The 18,519-nt window shown below is 57.3% G+C and carries 14 protein-coding genes; 9 read left to right on the top strand and 5 right to left on the bottom strand.

Annotation, left to right across the window (positions count from 1 at the left end):
* Positions 1-41 precede the first annotated feature (41 nt).
* From RISK_RS04840 to holA, 3 genes are all read left to right on the top strand, one after another.
* A complete protein-coding gene (locus RISK_RS04840; RefSeq protein ID WP_047813130.1) occupies positions 42-1,835 on the top strand; it encodes a hypothetical protein in 1,794 nt (597 codons plus the stop codon).
* Positions 1,836-1,948: 113 nt separating this feature from the next.
* Complete coding sequence (locus tag RISK_RS04845; RefSeq protein ID WP_047813131.1) at positions 1,949-3,994, top strand: hypothetical protein; 2,046 nt, start codon at positions 1,949-1,951, stop codon at positions 3,992-3,994.
* Between the two features lie 6 nt (positions 3,995-4,000).
* On the top strand, positions 4,001-5,050 hold the full coding sequence (gene holA / locus RISK_RS04850; RefSeq protein WP_047813132.1) for a DNA polymerase III subunit delta: 1,050 nt from the start codon (positions 4,001-4,003) through the stop codon (positions 5,048-5,050).
* Between the two features lie 25 nt (positions 5,051-5,075).
* Here the strand turns inward: holA and RISK_RS04855 are convergent, their stop codons facing one another.
* From RISK_RS04855 to RISK_RS04870, 4 genes are read right to left on the bottom strand one after another with little or no spacing between them, the layout of a single operon-like run.
* Positions 5,076-7,049 carry a PAS domain-containing sensor histidine kinase gene (locus RISK_RS04855; RefSeq protein ID WP_047813164.1) on the bottom strand — a complete coding sequence of 658 codons (1,974 nt, stop codon included), beginning with the start codon at positions 7,047-7,049 and terminating at the stop codon, positions 5,076-5,078.
* Between the two features lie 28 nt (positions 7,050-7,077).
* Positions 7,078-9,210: a tetratricopeptide repeat protein gene (locus tag RISK_RS04860; RefSeq protein ID WP_047813133.1), complete on the bottom strand. Its 2,133-nt coding sequence runs from the start codon at positions 9,208-9,210 to the stop codon at positions 7,078-7,080.
* Entirely contained in the window at positions 9,207-9,749 is a 543-nt protein-coding gene (locus tag RISK_RS04865; protein ID WP_083434783.1) for a biopolymer transporter ExbD, read from the bottom strand. Before RISK_RS04865 ends, RISK_RS04860 begins: the two co-directional genes overlap by 4 nt.
* Positions 9,746-10,186 (bottom strand): ExbD/TolR family protein, encoded by a 441-nt coding sequence (locus RISK_RS04870; protein ID WP_047813134.1) that lies wholly within the window; start codon positions 10,184-10,186, stop codon positions 9,746-9,748. The genes RISK_RS04865 and RISK_RS04870 overlap by 4 nt, the downstream gene beginning before the upstream one ends.
* A gap of 89 nt (positions 10,187-10,275) precedes the next feature.
* Between RISK_RS04870 and RISK_RS04875 the strand changes: the two genes are divergently transcribed.
* The 5 genes from RISK_RS04875 to RISK_RS04895 all read left to right on the top strand — a co-directional run bounded on the left by RISK_RS04875 (position 10,276) and on the right by RISK_RS04895 (position 15,012).
* Positions 10,276-10,917, top strand: a complete 642-nt coding sequence (locus RISK_RS04875; protein WP_047813135.1) for a class I SAM-dependent methyltransferase — start codon at positions 10,276-10,278, stop codon at positions 10,915-10,917.
* Positions 10,918-11,178: 261 nt separating this feature from the next.
* Positions 11,179-12,357, top strand: a complete 1,179-nt coding sequence (locus tag RISK_RS04880; protein WP_047813136.1) for a prenyltransferase/squalene oxidase repeat-containing protein — start codon at positions 11,179-11,181, stop codon at positions 12,355-12,357.
* Positions 12,358-12,789: 432 nt separating this feature from the next.
* The gene (locus tag RISK_RS04885) at positions 12,790-13,611 is read left to right on the top strand and encodes a PSP1 domain-containing protein (RefSeq protein ID WP_047813166.1); all 822 of its coding nucleotides are present in this window, start codon (positions 12,790-12,792) and stop codon (positions 13,609-13,611) included.
* A gap of 42 nt (positions 13,612-13,653) precedes the next feature.
* Positions 13,654-14,079, top strand: a complete 426-nt coding sequence (locus RISK_RS04890; protein ID WP_047813137.1) for a Minf_1886 family protein — start codon at positions 13,654-13,656, stop codon at positions 14,077-14,079.
* Between the two features lie 51 nt (positions 14,080-14,130).
* A complete protein-coding gene (locus RISK_RS04895) occupies positions 14,131-15,012 on the top strand; it encodes a class I SAM-dependent methyltransferase (RefSeq protein WP_173442615.1) in 882 nt (293 codons plus the stop codon).
* A gap of 676 nt (positions 15,013-15,688) precedes the next feature.
* Here RISK_RS04895 and RISK_RS04905 read toward each other — a convergent pair.
* Complete coding sequence (locus tag RISK_RS04905) at positions 15,689-16,630, bottom strand: NHL repeat-containing protein (protein ID WP_047813140.1); 942 nt, start codon at positions 16,628-16,630, stop codon at positions 15,689-15,691.
* A gap of 168 nt (positions 16,631-16,798) precedes the next feature.
* Here RISK_RS04905 and RISK_RS04910 point away from each other — a divergent pair, with 168 nt between their 5' ends.
* Positions 16,799-18,088: a DUF6666 family protein gene (locus tag RISK_RS04910; RefSeq protein ID WP_047813141.1), complete on the top strand. Its 1,290-nt coding sequence runs from the start codon at positions 16,799-16,801 to the stop codon at positions 18,086-18,088.
* Positions 18,089-18,519: the final 431 nt, after the last annotated feature.

Genomic DNA, 18,519 nt, shown 5'->3' on the forward strand with positions numbered 1-18,519 from the left:
CACCCACAAACAACCTTTTCACTCTCGACTCGGTCTGATCGATGGATCAACTCAAGCAAGCATTCGCTTCCGCAGCCAAGTATGGCTTTTGGATCGGTACCGGCACCATCACGCTTGGCGCGCTGGCGATCTGGTTCATCGTCACCGGCAATCTGGTGAAGGAGAACACAAGTCGCGCCGGAAAGATCAAGGGCGACGTCAGTGCCGTGTCGTCGTTACGCTCGGAACTCAACGAGCATCCCAACCCGACTTCCAAGGAGGCGATGGATTTACTGATTGAAGCTCGCCAGGACGAAGTCTTGCAAGCTTGGCAAGAAGTCTACGATGCCCAACGCGACATCCTCGTGTGGCCCGAAGAGGAACTCACAAAGGAGTTCGTCGACGAATTTCGAGACCTCGTCCCGATCGAGGCCCACATTGCCTACCCGCCAGAACCAGGGCAGGAAAAGCCCACATCGTTCTTGAACACCTACGCGTTCTATATCAAGAACGTGTTGCCCAGCATCGCTGAAATCGCGAAAGCCGAATGGGAAGCCGAATTCCGTTCCAACAGTGCGGCCGGTGGTGGAATGGATGCCATGATGGGTGGCATGGATTCGATGATGGGGATGGGCATGGGAATGGGCCGCGGTCCAGTCAACATCGCTGGCGTGGAAGATGTTCCATTGGTGGATTGGCCTGTGGGTTCGCAGTCAGCCATCATCTCGGAATTGTTCCCGTGGCAAGGTCGTCGTCCCACAACGTTGGAAGTCTATTACAGCCAAGAAAATCTTTGGATTCTGCGGCAACTGCTGGGAATCGTGGCGGACGTCAATGGCGATGCGAAGCAACCGTTCGAAGCCAAGATTCACGTCATCAACCACCTCTCTCTCGGTAAGAAGGTGAAGTTCACCGCCGGTTCCATTCAAAAACCAGGTGTTGCGATGGCCGGTGGCATGGGGGGCATGGGCGGAATGGACATGGGCATGGATATGGGAATGGACATGGGCATGGGGGGAATGGACGATATGTACGGAGACATGGGCGGGATGGGAGGCATGGGTGGAATGAGTGGCATGGAAGCTCCCGATCCAGTTGACAATCGTTACGTCGATACCGCTTATGAACCCATTGATGGGGCGACCTTGCGATCCGCTCTGGAAAGCGAATCTCCCGAAGACGCACCGTTGAAAGTTGCCAAACGTGTGCCAGTCATGATGTCTCTCCAAGTTGACCAACGCTACATCCCAGACTTGCTGGCAGCGTGCGGCAGTGCACCGCTGATGGTCGAGGTCAAACAGGTCCGAATCCTTCCGAAGTCGGCGGGTGCAAGCGCTGTTGGCGCAATGGGCGGTGGCGGGGGTGGCGGCATGGGCGGCATGGATTCAATGATGGGCGGCATGGGAATGGATGAAGGCATGGGCATGGGGGGCGGCATGGGCATGGATGGCGGCATGGGTATGGGCGGCATGGGTGGTATGGGTGGAGGAGCCAGCCAAGGTCCCAAGGAGAAATTTCCTCTCGATGTCACCGTCGAGGTCTATGGTCTGATTCACATTTACAACCCACCTAAGAAAGACCAACTGGGCGTGGAACTGGTCACCGAAGACACCGTCTTGGATGGCGAGACCATGGCCGAGAGTGCAGAGGAAGACCTGAAGGAGTCCAATGGCGGCAATGGTGCGGCGGGTTCCGGAGCCGATGCGACCGCTCCTGTTGACACGCCCGATTCAGCTTTGCCACCACCAGCCGGATCGGAACCGGATGCGGTGAATCCTGTGGATGACGCCAATGCACCGGCACCCCCGGCGGGCGAAGCGTCGGTGACAGGTGGTTCCGCCGCGACGACGGGATAGCCGTTTGAAGTTGTGGTTCTGATTGGAGGAGGCGACCCTCCAATCGATGAACCGGGTTTGATTGACCTCGTCGCCAACCTTTCCTTTTCTTTTTCGTTTGTGCGAGACAACTCATGGATGCCGACAAGATCAAGCAATTCTTCATCCTTCACGGTGAAAAATTTGTGGTCGGAATCGTTGTTCTGGCGGCTGCGTGGATGGTCTACGCTGGCCTGCAGATGCCCAACATGCTGGACGAGGTGCAGCCCGAGCGATTGGCCACTGATGCCAACACGGTGCGGAGCAGCATCGATGAGGATCACAACGAGCAAATCTTGCCCGAACGAAAACCGCAGTTCGACATCCTGGCGGAAACCGCTCGCAAACGGACGCCGGTCGATTCCACGGCGTACAAGATGCCTCACCTGTTGGAACGAAAGACAATCGACACCTCGGTTCGACGCAAGGACCCGGTGATGCATCCGCCGATGGAACTGCGTGTCGACAGCCACATCGCTTCGATCGCAATGCTCTCGCGAAGTGGAGACTACGCGCTCAAGGATCTGGAAGGTGCCGAAGCCTTGGAAGTGGTGGAACAAGAGAAGCCTCGCCCGCGTCGTGGGAGAAATCGCCGTGGCGGTGGCATGGATGAAATGATGGGCATGGGCATGGAAATGGGGATGGATATGGGCATGGGCATGGACGCTGGGATGTACGGCGAAGACATGGGGATGGGCATGGACATGGGAATGATGGCCGGCGGCATGGGAACCATGTCCGCCTCATCAGCCGGTCGCCGTTTCAATGCGAAAAACAACTTCGGGTTCGTTGCGACTCCGAAGGACAGCATGCAGCCAGTGCCGGAATACGCCTGGTTCATTTCCGGGACCGCCGTCATCCCTCACAAAGTGCTCGCCGAATCATTCCGCGAGGCGCTTCAAGAAGCGGAAGGCTACCTGCCGATTCGCGACCAACCGCTGTACCACAATTACGAGGTGCAACGTGCTGACGTGACGAACAAGAGCGTGGACGAACTGACCGACAAGGACTGGGTGGTTCGCTACACGCGTGAAAAGAACGTTTTGGAAGCAGCCAAACTTTGGGCCGGGTATGCCAAAGAAGTTGTGCCGGAAGAATATCGCGACTTGAACGTGACCGCGTACATCCCGCCGATTTTGTTGGTTGACTACAAAGACTTCGTCACTCACCCGTTGATTCCGATGATCTCCCGTCGCGAAGAGCAGATGAAGGCTCGCGAGGAAATGATGAAGGAACAAGAGTTCGGGATCGATGACCTCGAATTGGCTGGTCCCAATGCCTCGGGAATGTCCGGCATGGGAATGGGGATGGATATGGGCATGGACATGGGCATGGACATGGGGATGCAAATGGACATGGGCATGGGCATGGGTGGCATGGGAGCCTATGGCGGGATGGCGATGGTGGAAGAAGATCCCGTTGAATACAAGCTGATGCGGTTTTACGATTTTGCGAGCACCGCCGACAAGAATACGCCTCGTCCTGGTCGCAAATACGTCTACCGAATTCGGTTGGCGGTCGTGGACCCGAACTTCCCCGCCAACGCTCTGCAACAACCCAAGGTCTCCACCTTGTCGGGCGAGGTCTATCAACGAGTCTCCAAGTTGATGGAAGCCGCCGAAGCGGACAAAGCCCGCAAGGGACACTTCCAACGTTGGTCGGAATGGAGTGCACCGAGCCCGCCGATTTCGCTGCCAACTTTCAATGACTACTTCGCTGGACCTGTCGAGTCACCACGCACGAAGGTGTTGACGGTTCAAGGCAAGAAAGTGGAGTACTCCCCGGATCCGCCGACCGCGAAAGCAGTCAACTTCAGTTACAACACGACGTATAAAACGGTGATGCCGATTTGGATGGAAAGCATCAGCCCAGGTTCTGTTCTTTCCTACGAGGGCCCGGCGGAGTTGATTGATCCGATTGATCTCGTGGTCAAAAAGGTAGAAGATGCGAAGGTGACTTCGCAAACCACGGTCATCGATCTCGAGGGTGGCCGCGTGCTGCCCATGACGGGCGATTCTGAATTGGAAGAGCCGGGGATGATGTTGCTATACGACGAGAATGGCTCGTTGAAGGTGACCGGCGAAGTGGACGATCAAGAGATGTATCGCATCTACTCCTTTGCCGAAGAACGCGGTCTGTAATAGCGAATGCCCCGATTCAACGCCTTTGAATATCTTTCCGCGCCAGAATCCACTCAGGCGGGAGCGTGCATCGGCGTTGTCTACGGTGTGGACAGCACACTACGCAAATGGGCGATCGATGCGATCGTTGGCGACAGTGAATGGACGCAGGTCGACGGCGAGGTTTGCAAATGGTCGGACCTGCGTGACGACTTAGCCACGGCGTCGTTGTTTGACTTTGACGGCGGGGACAAGCGAACTTTGGTCGTCCGATCCGCTGACAAGTTTCTTTCCAACCATCGCAACGAGATCGAAAAGTACGTCGCCGCGCCCGGCGACGCGACGCGGTTGGTGTTGGAACTGGAATCGCTCGCGAGCAACACGCGAGTGTACAAGGCGGTCGACAAAGAGCACTTGCTGGTCGCTTGCACCAGTGCCACCGATGCGAAACTCGGGGTCACTGCGGCGTCGCGTCGAAAGTTTCTAACCAACTTTGTTGCCGAGCGTCACAAAACCCAACTTGCCGCCGCCGCTGCCGATGCGTTGATCGAGATGTTGGGGGAAGAGATTGGGATGCTTGACACCGAGATCGCAAAGCTGGCGTTGTACGTGGACGTGGGAGGAAAGATCGAAGAGCCGCTGGTGCGCGATGTCGTCGCGGGATGGCAAGGCAAGACGGTCTGGCAAATCACCGACGCGATTGCGGCGGGGGATGCCGCAGAAGCTTTGAGGCAGCTCGATAAACTCTTCAGTGGCGGGCAACGGGCGATCGCGTTGCTGCCTCAAATCGCGTGGTCGCTGAGACGTTTGGGCATGACCACCGCTGCGATCGAATATCGCGAACGAAGTGGGCGTCCCTGGCAATTTGAGGACGCGTTGGCGGCCGGCGGCATCCGGCGTGGATTTGAAATTCAATCGGCGAAGAAACAGTTGCAGTCGATTGGTCGCGAGCGAGCGAAGCAGCTCTTGCCGTGGTTGTTGGATGCGGATCTTCGGTTGAAGGGAACGCACAGCGCGGAAGGCCGTGACCGTTTCTTGCTCGAACAATTGATTCTGAAGCTCGCTCGACAAACCTGATTGGCGGCACGCATTTGGTGGTGCCTCAGCTGATGCTCAGCTGAGGTTCGGCCGCTGTGATGATGTTCTCATCCGTCGGCCAAGTGAAGCGGAACGTGGCTCCTTTGCCCTTGCCGGGATCAACCCAAGCTTCGCAGCCTTGGACTTGGACCAATCGTTTCACCAAATGCAGCCCCATGCCAGTTCCGCGACGGTCTTGTCCGCTTTCGAGCGTTTGGAACATTCCAAAAATACGTTCTTGAGCAATGGACGGAATGCCGGGTCCATCATCGCTCACCGTGAATTGATAGGACTCGTCGATGACTTGAGACGTGACGGTGATGACACGGCCTTGCGGTGCGTGTTTGATGGCGTTGCCAATCAAGTTTCGGAAGACCTGTTCGAGTGGTCCACGAGCAGTGGTGAGGCACGGCAATTGTTCTGGCAGTGACAATCGCATCGTGTCGGGCGGGGACATGAACGCGAACAGTTGTGGCAATGCCGTGTTCAGGTCAATTGGCTCGACTGTATCGGTTTGTTGGTTCACGCGAGCATAGGCCAGCAAATCATTGAGCAACCCGTCCATCCGGCTGACTTGAGCGTTCAGCATCGTGAGGTGTTCGCGAACCTCTTGTCCAACCTGCTTGGGCATGTCTTCGTTAATCCACTCAGCCAAGTGCATGATGCCCCGGAGCGGTGCTTTGAGATCGTGCGACGCAATGTAGGCGAAGCGATCCAGGTCTTCATTGCTGCGTTCGAGTTCTTCTTGTTTTGCTTTGAGATCGATCGCGACCAAATGAGGTTCCGTGATATCGGTGAAGGTCGCCAGGGTCATGATTTGGTTTTCAACTTCGATTGGGGCGGTGACCACACTGATCCGCATCTCGCTTCCATCGGTGCGAGTGGTTTGAAACTCGAGTTGACGAAGTGTTGACGCTTGCGATGCCCGTTTGTCCGCTGGGGGTGTGAGGTGTTCGTGCAAATACACCGGCATCAGATCGCTCAATTGAATCGGGTGATCAGCGGTGGGGGCGAGTTGATACATCGATTCAATCTTCGAATTGACCAACTGCAATTGGTGATTGGAATCGATCAGCACACTGCCCATTGGGCTGCGTTCGAAGAGGTTTCGAAACTGAGCCTCTTTGTTTGCCAGAGCCTGCTGTGCCTCGTCGATCTCGGTGATGTTGGTGCCGACGACCAGGATGCGTGGAGCGTGATCGTGAAGCGAAGGCATCTCGTACTTGTCGATCAGCATTTTGTAGTCTTTGCCGTTTTGATTCTCCAATGTTTCCCGAGCTCGTCGAAGTGGTTGCTTGTCTTGCAACAGTTGTCGATCGGAGGCTTGAAAACGCTCTCCCTGTTGCGGGTAGATATCACGAGTGAGTTGGCCTTCGATTTCTTTCGGGCTCAAACCGGTGGCGTCAGCGGCGGCCCGGTTGACCCGTAGGATCCGGTGCGATTCATCTTTGATCCAAACGAAAGTCGGAATCGTGTCCAGAATCGTTTGGATTTCTTGGTGGCTGTCTTCGAGTTCTCGCTTGGCGCGAAACTGCTGGTCCACATCCAGCAGGACACTCAGCCAAATCGTCTCCCCACTTTCCTTCAGAGTGATTGTTCGTCCGCGTTCTTCGGAATATCGATAGCTGCCGTCACCGCGACGCAGTCGATACTGGAGAGGCGCTTCGGTGATCTCAGGATGTTTTTTGGGGGCCCAAACACGGCGTTCAAAAACCTCTCGGTCGTCCGGATGCACGAGATCGAGCCATGTCGAAACCGCGTCGGCGGAAGGCGGGGCAACTTGGTCCAAGGAGGAAAAACAAAGTTGGCTAAACAGCGGCGGTTGCGTGTCGGGCGATGGGCTCGAATGGATCGGCCGCAGATAGAACCCACAAGTTGCAAGTTCCAGCACATCGAGAAAAAGCTCGCCGTGAGACTGGAGGTAGTCGCGGAAGGCTTTCATATCAAAGGTGTTGAACAGAGGGGGGGCGGAGTTGGCGTCGATGAGTAACAGTAGCATCGACTGCCGGGCTCGGCGTTTCGCCTGTTCAATTTGCAAGGCTCTCATATGCAGCGCGATCAGACGCCGTGCTTGGAGGTGTCGTCAACATGATCAACTGAGCGGTGGCTTTTGCCTTGTCGGGGGACCCTGAGTCTGCGATCGCACGCAACCATCCGATCGTTGCTGTGTGCCAAGCCGCGGTACCCTGCGGCAGACCGTCGGCCAGTCGTTTCCACCAAGTGGCCGCACGTTTCTGATCCGATTTCAGTGGTGACACGGCGTAGGCATTGGCCGCTCTCCGGCACCACTGAGCCGCCTGCCCAGGTGATTGATGAAGCTCTTTCGCGATCCGAGTTTCGGCCTTCTCGCTTTGCCCTCCCCAGATCATCCAGCCAACTCGTTGCAGATCGCTGGGGAAGCGACGTGGTTTCGCATCGGCTTCCGTCTGCTCACTTTTCAGGGATAGCAAATAGTGACCGATGTCGACTCGTCGGGTTGGGGTGGCAGCCACGTCGATTTCCAAGCGTCTGGCCAACGCTTCATTCAGCCCGGTGGGAGGAACCGCTTCGATGGAGCGGGATTGCCCCTGGCGAAATGATTGCAACTGACGGAAGAACCCTTCACTGGTATCGGATTGAAACTCAGGCCAACGTGGGTCGGTTGTTTCCGCGAGCAGACTGATCAGGTCGGCATGAATCGTCCGGATGAATCCAAGATCGTCGCGAGCGTCCAGTTCGTCATGCATCGCCTTGATCGCTGCGGGATGCGACAATCGAAGCCAAGCCGTTGCCCACGCCCTCAGCGCATTGTCACGCACGGAATCCAATTCAGACAAATCTGTTTCCCAGTGTGTCTCAGCAAACTGCAGTGAGATTTTGGCGGCGTCGAGCCAGCGTTCATCTCGCCGAGCCCATTCCATTCGCCACCGGATGGCAGCAAAGGCCGATTGGGAGTCCGGCCACTGTTTCGCGATTTGGATCAGCATCTCGTCGACGTCGGAATCCGTGGCGACGGTCGGCCCGGCTGCCTGGGCGATCGTTGCCGCTTGCAGCAATGCCTGGGCCGACTCGGGAGCCTTTGGGTGTCGCTGGCTGATCCGTCGCAACAACTCCACCGCGGCTTTGGAATTGGATTGCCGTGCAAGGAGTGCGGCGGCTTTGAGTGCGGAGTTCACACTTCGCGAGGCGACGCGATCCGAAGCGGCTGCCTTGGCAAAGTGCAGAGCGGATTGCATCGGTTCGCCACGACGCAGGAAGTACATGGCGTCGGCGATCCACAGCCGTGGGTCTGAATCATCCGTAGTTGGTCGGGGGACGCCCTCGGTTGATTGCAACCGAAACTGGGCCACAATCGTGTCGGCGCGATCCTTGGCGTTCGCCCCGTGCCGTTCGTGGATCGATTCCAACCAATCCGCGACTGCCGTTTCGTCTTGTCTCGCCAGCAAGTAACGCAGGAAGGCCAAGTCCATTTGCACACCCACACGGGCTGCATTGGGATCGTCGGCGTAAACTTGCTGCAGCATCCTCTCAGCGGCCTTCAAATCACCTGCCGTCAGTGCAACTCGAATGCGCAAAGCTCGGATTGATTCGGAGGGCGGATTCGAATCGGATGTGGCAGGGATTGCCTTGAGGGATTCTCGAAGCACAGCGGCGGCGGATCTCGCGTCGCCTTGCCGCAGATGGGCTTCTGCCAACAGACGCAACACTTCCGATCGAGCGACCCCGTCGGCGGGCAACGCCAGCAACGCGGCTTCTGCGATCTGCACCGCCTCGGCAGCCGACGCCACGCCGTCACCGCTTCCCTGCGAAAAAAGTTCGGATTTCAACACGGCCAGTTCGACACGTGAGAGCCAAGTCAAACTTTTCTCACGGGCGGACTCCGGCGATTCCAGTTCAGTCAAACGTGCCTTCAGCTTGGCATCGGCCTCGCCCACGTTGGTCAACAGCACCGACAGCTTGTCATCGGGGATGGGGCGCGCGATGACTTCGATCAAATCATTGCGAGTGGACTGCACCAGGCTGTCCGAGGATCCCGAATCCACCAGTCGACCCGACCGAATGGATGCGTTGTCAGCGGTACCGTTGGGCGATGCTTGAGACCATCCCCGGTTGGCTGATGCCAATGGCAAGAGAACCAAGCACCCCACGAAGCAGGCCGTCTTTCTTCGATTCGCAATCATGGCGAGGCTGGCTCCGGCGACGATTGGAACTCTGACGACTCAGCTCCATCGCCGAGGGAGGTGGCTTGCCCAGGCCCCGATGAATTGGCGGAAACCGCCAAGTGAACTTGGGCAAATCCTGACAAGCGAACCAGATCAACGGTGGCGACCGTGACGGCCATTGAGATTTCTCCTTCGGGATCCACGATGATGGGAGGTGAAAGGCCAAGTTCCGCGATCGCTTCCAATCGAGATCGCAATGATTCGGGCGACGACAGCCTGGTGGTGCCCAACAGATAGCGCACGGAGGACTCACCCGAGCGTTCGATTTTCAGGATCAGCTCTTCGACAGATGCTTCGGAGGTGACTTCTTGAGGAGACAACTCCGACGACGCTGCCGAGGAATCTGCAGCGACTGCCAACCCGCCCGGCATGTCTTGCTCGGGAGCGTCAAAACTGCTGGTCCAAACAAAGAACACTAGCAGCAGGAAAACGACATCGATCATGGAAGTCATTCCGATGCTTTGCTGCGAACCACTTCGAATGCCAGGTCGCTTCATGGCGATGCTCCTGACCGCTGCTTGGATGGCAGCGTTGCGATCGAAAGGTCGCGAATGCCGGCTTGGTTGATTTGGTGCAGAACCGGTTCCACAAATTGATAGGCGACCGATTGGTCGACTCGCAGTCGGACAGGCGTTTCTGCGATCGATTTCGTTTGCGTCAACCGGGTGATCATTTCTTCCAGCCCAACCGGTGTCGCGCCCAGCCACAGTTGATGCGATGAGTCCATGGTCAGGTTGATCGGAGCGGCGTTGGGATCGCTATCGATTGAAGACGACGCCGAGGGCAAATTGACCGCGTGTCGGTTTTCTTGCCGAGCCAGGTGACTGGAGACGAGAAAGAAAATGATCAGCAGGAACACGACATCGATCATCGGTGTCATGTTGATCTCGTCCACCCGACGACCGTTTTGGATGGATTGGCTGGGTGAACGCATGAGAGAAAGACAAGAGCGAGATAGTCACGGCGGTGCGAGACCACTATCGTAGTGCAAATTCTACTTTTGTTTGCCACGCGAAAATTTGCATGCCTTCGGAATCTTCCCCGTCGCTTTCCCAAGACGCTTCGAATCCTCCCGAGGTCCCTCGCGGTGGGGCGTGGACGTTTGTGAAAAACTTTGCTCGTAACCCCACTCAGGTTGGTGCCGTTTGGCCCAGCAGCCCTGGATTGGTGCGGCAAATGGTGGATTGGTTCGATTGGGACACGGCTCGTGGAGTCGTTGAATTTGGGCCGGGAACGGGGGTCTTCACCGAGGCCATCCAAAGCCATTTGCACGAGGACGCCAAATTTTTCGCGATCGAACGATCACCTGAATTGGCTGCGATCACCCGGGCCCGTTGCCCGCAAGTCAATGTGGTGGAAGAGTCAGCTGAATCGGTGGCGAATCTTTGCCGCGATCATCAAATCGATCAGGTCCACGCGATCATCTGCGGATTGCCCTGGGCGTCGTTCCCTGACAGTTTGCAAACCAGCATTCTGGAAGCCACCTTGGACGTGCTGGCTCCCGGTGGTCAGTTCGCCACGTTCGCTTATTGGCAGGGCGTCGTTTTGCCGGCCGGGCAACGGTTCTCGAAGAAGCTTCGAGGTGCGTTCACCGAGGTCCATCGCAGCCCCACGGTTTGGCGGAACATGCCGCCGGCGTTCATTTACCGCTGCGTCAAACGCTAGGTCGCGTCGCAGGCGTTCTGCTCAGTTGCCTGTTTGCACCGCCCGGTGGTGTCGAGCGACATGGTCGCGTGATGGCGGGGAATCCACCAGCGGTGATGCTATTTCCGTCAGCCGGTTGGCCGGGAAGTCAATTGAACATTCTGTGGTGAGCAGCGACAATGAAGAGGGTTCCGTCGGTTCGTTCCGGCGCCGATCTCAAATCAAATTCGCGACCTTGCTCGCGTTCTTCCACGTCACGCAACCCTGCGCAGGAAAACCATCATGCAATTGGAATGGATCACTCGAACGTCCACCCGCACGTTTGCCACAACCGCCTTGGGGTGGATGGTTGCATCCGCGATCGGGGTGGCGACTGGTTTGACTTCGCCCGTGATGGCGCAAGAGACTGCGGTCAAAGATTCGCGAACTGCGGATCAACGAATCGATCAAATGGTCAACCGCGGGATCGAGTTCCTACGCACGCGTGGGCAGAGCGACGAAGGTGCATTCAGCGGCGAAACCGGAGCGGCCGTGACCGGATTGTGCGTTCGAGCGATTTTGGAGCATCGTCCCGAGGCGGTTTCATCCGACCCGGTGGTGGTGAAAGCCGTCCAGTACTTGGAATCCAAGGTCCAGCCGGATGGCGGGATTTACGCGGTCGGATCCAAGCACCGGAACTACGAAACCTCGACCGCCGCGATGGCGCTCAACACGGCCAACCAAGACGGTCGTTTCGACAGCCAACTGGAACGAGCCAAGAACTTTCTGAAAGACATTCAGTGGGACGAAGACGAAGGCGCGCAACCAAGCGACACGGCCTATGGTGGAGCCGGCTATGGCAGTCACTCGCGTCCTGATCTTTCAAACACTTCGTTTTTGATCGAAGCACTGCGTGATCTGGGCACCGATGCCAACGACGAGTCCATTCAAAAGGCACTCCTGTTTGTCAGTCGCACCCAGAATTTGGCTCAACATGGTAACGACACAGACTACGCCGACAAAGTCGGTGATGGCGGGTTCTACTACACGCCGGCGGCTGGTGGACAGAGCCAAGCCGGTGAATCTGCTGACGGCGGTTTGCGAAGCTACGGATCGATGACGTACGCCGGACTGAAAAGCATGATTTATGCCGGGCTGACTCCTGAGGATCCTCGCGTCAACGCCGCGCTCGATTTCATCCGCAAACACTACACGTTGGAAAACAACCCTGGCATGGGAGCCCAAGGCCAGTACTACTACTACCACACGTTTGCCAAGGCGCTCGACGTGGCTGGATTGGAAGTGATTGAATCAACCGACGCCGGTTCGCGTGATTGGCGGATGGATTTGATCAACAAGCTTGAAGCGGAACAGCAAGAAGATGGCTCGTGGGTCAATCGCGAAGCGGAGCGTTGGATGGAGGGCGATCGCCAACTGGTGACCGCCTACTGCTTGCTGGCGCTCAAGCACGCTCGCCAGTGAGGCATTCCGGTGACGTTGGTCATGGGATCAATCACCCGTTTGTGTCACGGCAAAGGCGGAACTTTTCGCTGAACGGATCCTCGTGTTTCGCTGTGACCGGGGATTCGGGGGCCGTTCTTTGCGAACGTGGTGAAGACGTTCGGCGAAGCACGGTGCAATTCGAAATTCTTGAACAGCTCCACTACCCGAGTTCAAGCTGCGGCGGAATCCGGGCGATGGAAACGGCCACGTTTATCCACTGTGTTCCCGTTGAAAATTTCTCGTCGGGCAACAAATCTAGGCGAGCCCGTGCGATCGCGTACAATTGGGTGATCCAACACGTATCATCCATCGACGGACCGACCCATCAATCCTTCGCCCCCTGCTTCGAACGACGCCGATTCGCGTCCACCCGCCGGACCGCCGGACGGGTACGTGTGCCGATATGGTTCGATGAGACTATTGGGGGTGATGAGCGCGGCAGAACCCTTCCGCTATGGCGATGAGGTGGTCGTTCGCACTGATCGCGGCACCGAGATCGCGACGGTGTTGTGCGAAGCGACGGACGAAGCGGTTGAAAAAGTCCCGACGAAAGGCAACGCGGAACCGGTCCATGGAAAGATCATTCGCCGTCTTGATGTCACCGACCGCGGCGATTGGTCGCAAATGTCGGAGATGACCCGGAAGGATTTGGATGTCGCAAAAAGGTGCGTTGACCGACTGAAATTGTCTATGCAGTTGATCGACGTCGAACGATTGCTGGGCGGCGAGCGTGTGATCGTGTACTTCATTGCCGACGGAAGAGTCGATTTTCGCGAGTTGGTGAAATTGATCGGTCGCGAATTTCAGACGCGGATCGAGATGCGACAAATCGGGATTCGTGACGAAGCCAAGCTGTTGGCGGATTACGGTGATTGTGGTCAAAAGGTCTGCTGCAGCCGGTTTCTGAGCAAGATGCCGCCGGTTTCCATGAAGATGGCAAAGGTCCAGCGAGCGTCGTTGGATCCTGCGAAAATCTCGGGGCGTTGCGGGAGGCTGAAGTGTTGTTTGCGATACGAATTTGAAACTTACGAGGAAATGGCCGAGGAACTGCCCCCCATCGGCAGCGAGATCCTGACCCGCGATGGGTCGGCAAAGGTTCTCGCCCAAGACATCTTGGCCGGACAATTGGTGGTCAAGACCGATGACCATCGACGCGTTATGATTCCTGCGGGGGATGTCGTCAGCGTGACAAAACGGGGTTCCGGGGATCCTCCCAAACAACGTAAACGCTGATCCTTCCCGAGCCTCTTCCTTTCTTTTCCTCGATTCTTCGCCATGCCATCCCCTGTCAAAGCGATGCAGGATCTCCTGCGAGACGACACTCGATACAAACTCGAAGCCTATCAATTCATTCGCGAAGCGTTGCAATACGCCCACGAGAATTTGGACCAGATCGGCCCGCTAGGGTTTGGCCCCAGTGATGACCCCAGCAGTGATGCGCCGCGTCATCTGACCGGGCAACAACTTTGCGAGGCGTGCCGTTTGTATGCCGTCGACCAGTTCGGGTACCTGGCCCAAATGGTGCTTGAAAACTGGGGCCTGCGGCAAACCGGCGATTTCGGCGAATTGGTTTACAATCTGATTCGGATCGAGCAAATGCGAAAAAGCGAGTCGGATCGGCGTGAAGACTTTGACAACGTCTACGATTTTGAAAACGCGTTTCAACCCAAGTTTGAGCTGGCGCTCAGCGACGAGGACTGATTGAAACGATCCATCGCGACGACCTCTCCTAACACCCCCTGATAAAGCAGCATGCGTTTCACTCTTTTGCACGCCCTCGGGGTGTTGGTCGGTTTGGCAGCGATCACGACTGGGAACGTGGACGCCGATGACTTGATTGCGGCTGATGAAACCGGAAAGGTTGCTCGTCAGTCCGAGAAACCACGCCCGAACGAAGAGGCCCGTCGGACGTACATGGGCCGGATTGTGGCTCAACCGATGTCGCATCGCGGTGCTGCCTGGTTGGTGCGCCCGGAACGAGACGACGAAGAAAAGGCCGGCGAATCCTTCGACCGCTTGGGATTGGAAGCCGGCATGACCGTTGTCGACCTGGGCTGCGGCAATGGTTACTGGACGATCCCGATGGCTCGCGCCGTGGCGGTCAAACCCAAGACGGATTCCTCCGACGGTGTTGCAGCGGTGGATCCCAACGACGAGTCCGACGGTGCGGCTTCAGAGACGGAATCGCTGGAAGGCCAGGTGTTGGCCGTTGATATTCAGCGAGAGATGCTGCAAATGCTTCAGCGAAATGCCGCCCGTGCGAAACTGGATAACATTCAACCGGTTCTGGGAGCGATTGACGATCCCAAACTGCCCACTGGCCAAGTGGACTTGGTGCTGCTGGTCGATGTCTACCATGAGTTTTCGCATCCCGAATCGATGCTATGGAGCATTCGGCAATCGCTGAAACCCGAGGGCGTGATCGCGCTGTTGGAATACCGTGCGGAAGATCCCGCGGTGCCAATCAAACCGCTGCACAAGATGTCCAAGGCCCAAATCATGCAGGAGTACAAAGCGTCTGATTTGAAACTTGTTCGCGAATACAACGCGTTGCCGTGGCAGCACCTGATGTTCTTTGCCCGTGACGACAGCCCATTGCCCGAGATTGAACCCGAGCCATTCACGCAAGAGTGAATCGCGCGGTTTGGGTGGGTGTGAAGGAAGGAGCCTCGCTGACGCGTCGGGTTTCCTTTGGGCTTGGACGCGTATGGTACGGCGACGCGAATTGGCGATCTTTCGGCGACGCGGCAGGGAAACAACTGTCGTCGCTCCGCAACTTGGGGACTTGAGTGTCGTAGGCGTATGACCTTGGGTTGAAAACCCAAGGCTTTCGGCTTCCGTCGCTCCGCGACTGGTTGTGTGTGTGTCCTGGGGAACGAGCAACCGCGGAGCGGTGGCATCCGTTGGCCTCGGGTTTTCAACCCGAGGTCTCGGGCGTCACCCCACTTACGCGACAAGCTGCGGAGCGGCGACAGGTGGCGAAAACTGATATCACGAGGATTGCAAATTGCGAATTTCAAAACGCAAATTGCCAAATGGGTGCAGGCCAGGACTTGGTGGGACTCAGAACGTGGGCAATCAACGCCCCGGACGGGGCCGCCGTCCGTAGCTCGGGGCGGGAGCCCCGAGAGCTCGGTGACGGAACAGAGAAGGTCGCCCCAGATGGGGCCGTCGTGGAGGTGAAGGAAGGAGCCTCGCTGACGCGTCGGGTTTCCAACTTGCTCTTGCCACTGTGACGGACAAGAGTTCCCATCCTACAGGTGTTGAAACGTCGTGGACGACTCCATCGACAAGCCGTGACGCTTGCGAATCATTCTGCGAATAGCTTGGTGACTTCTTTGCTTTCGCGGTCGATTCGGTAGACCTGCTTGGCTTTCGGATCGGAGACGATCACGGCGTCGGCGGTGGCGCTCAGGCCAACGGGGCCTCGCAGCAGTTCCTCATCGAACCATTTCTCGGTTTTGCCGTCGGCGGTGAATTGCCAAATGCATTTCCCGTAGACATCCGAAACGAAACCGGTGCCGTCGTGCCACGCGATCCCGCCGGGAAAACCGTACGGTCGATCCGTCACCACGGGCTCGCTGGTTTTCTCGCCGACATTGATTTTCACGACCGCATCGGCGTCAGGTGTGACGGCGTAGAGGGCACCCTCGTCGTCAAAGATCAGCCCGCGAGCGTTCACGCGAACGACCAATTCGGGTTCGCCACCCTCGATCGGCAATGCGAACGTGGCTCGCCGTTCTGCGTCGCCGACGTAAATGGTTTTGCCGTCAGGTGAAACGGCCAGTGCCATGGGGATTCCCAGGAATCCGCCGTTGAGTGGTTTTGCATCTTGGCCCCCTGGAGCGTCTGCATTGGGCGTGATGTGGTAGATCTCACGGGTTGCCGCATCGCCGACCAGCACGCCGCCCTCTGGATGAGGTGTGGCACAGAAGGGCCGGTTCATTGTTTTGCGAAGGTATCGAGAACCGGTGACATAGCGTTCTGGATTCGCCGCTTTGTCTGCGGGCCAAGGCACCGTCCAGACTCCTGGTGCGTCGGAATCAACGACGAACAGCGCGTTCTCGGAGATCACCGCACCGCGAGGGTAAACGGGGCTTTCTGCTTCGGTCCAAAAATCATCTGGGTAAGTCACTGCCTTGGACTCGGCCGTGGCAGGAGTGGCTTGGGAGTCGGCTGCATCTTGAGCAGTGGCCGAGTGGGAGTGCAGGCAGGTGCCGGACAGTGCTGCCGCAATCACAACCAAACGCATGCTTTTGCAGTGCTGGAACGCGATCCGTGTGAAACTTTCCGGTGAGAGTTCAGGTGTGTTTGGGAAGAAGGAACCGAATGTTCCGGTTAGGCAAGATTTATTCATGAGGTGGGTTATGACGTCCGATAAGAAGAAAGTTCCATGTCCCTATTCCGGCAATGACGTCTCATGATAACCATTCCCCGTCGATTGTTGTGCCTGCTTGCGTGTTTCCTTTGTGTGGTCTCGTCCTGGACATTGTCCACCGCGACCGCGGCCGAACAGTTGATCCGCAGCCGGTCCGTTTCACAGGGAAACACGTCGTCCGCTCGAGCGTCCAGTCGTTCGGGGTGGTCGCCACAAAGCAGTGACCCGGCCGTGCAACGTCGCCAATCGGCGTCTTCGTCGGTCAATCAGGTCGGCTACTTGGACGGCGGTTGCGACTGCGATGCCTGCTCGTCGGCAAGCGTCATGGGCGGTCCTGGTTGCGGGATGGAAGCCAGCTGCGGACTCGAGGTGGGTTGTGGGTTGGAGGAGTACGGCGTTTGCAGTTGTGATGCCTGCACCGGCAATCTGGTGTCGGGCTGTGACAGCGGCTTTTGCGACGGCGGATGCGATGGGATGTGCGGCGGAGCCGAAATCGATTGCTTCCCGTTGTTCCTGCCGATTTTACGAGTCGATTGGAGTCGCTTTTCCTTCTTCGCCGGATCGCAATCGTTCAAGTCACCCATGAACTACCCCGCTTTGGACGTCGCCGGGCAACCTCGCGGCGGGAGCGGCAGTTTCGGATACTACCAAGGGTTCAACGAGGGACGTGACCTACGCAATTGGTTGGGACTGGATCTCTCTGCCCAACTCGGTGTGCGAGCGACTCAAACCAACTTGGAAGGCGAAGAGTTCACTAGCGGACGAATGCATCAAGTCTTTGTGACGGGCGGTTTCTTCCGCCGCGTCGACTACGGGCTGCAATATGGTTTGGTCGTCGACTACATGAATCAAGATTGGTACTACCAAAGCGATCTTGTTCAGCTTCGTGGCGAGTTGAGCTGGAAGGTGTCCGCGTGTCATGAGTTTGGATTCCAATTCATGGCGGGGGTGACGGATCAGACCGTGACCACCGAAGCAGGCGGCTTCACCAGTTCGGAAACGATCGAACCGGTCGACCAGTACCGCGCCTTCTATCGCCGAGCGATGGGAACGACTGGGCACATGACCGCGTTCTTGGGCGGCACCAGCGAAGAGCACTTCATCTGGGGCAGCGAGATGGAAATTCCGTTGCAAACCAATTGGTCGTTGTTGGTTGGTTCGGCATACTTCAGCCCCGGCGACGACACGGCGTTGGACGCCAACGAAGCGGAAGGTTGGAATCTCTCACTCGGGTTCGCCTTCCGTCCAGGTGTGACCGGACCGAAACAACGCTATCGAAACCCACTGTTCAACGTCGCGGACAACGGATCGTTCTTCCTCTTCCGCCGTTGATCCAAAACGTTGCAACCTGTCCGGATTGTCTGCGGACGTTGTCTACTTTCCAAGGCAATGGCCGCTTCTCAGCCTTCTTGAACGCCTCTTTCTATAAGGTGCCAGCCACCCTGTGAGTCTATAAGGTGCCAGCCACCTTGTTGGTTTTGGCGTCGCGAGACTTCCGGCGTTTTCAATGGCTGATTGGGAACGACTCCCATGGTTTCAACGAGCATTCGCGGGAACGATCGTCTGCCGAGAGGTGTCGACCTCGTGATTCTGGTGGAATGAGCGCATCAGAGTCGAACCGTTGTCCCCAACTGTTCCATCGCCTCATGAGCCGCGATGAAGGCCTGCGATTGCTTCGGGCCTGCTCAACCGAAGCAGGCTGCGGCTTGGACCTGGCCTCGGTGGTGGTGGCGGCCGGTTCGTTCGGCATCCGCTTTCATCGA

The organism is Rhodopirellula islandica, assembly GCF_001027925.1.
GTDB lineage: Bacteria > Planctomycetota > Planctomycetia > Pirellulales > Pirellulaceae > Rhodopirellula > Rhodopirellula islandica.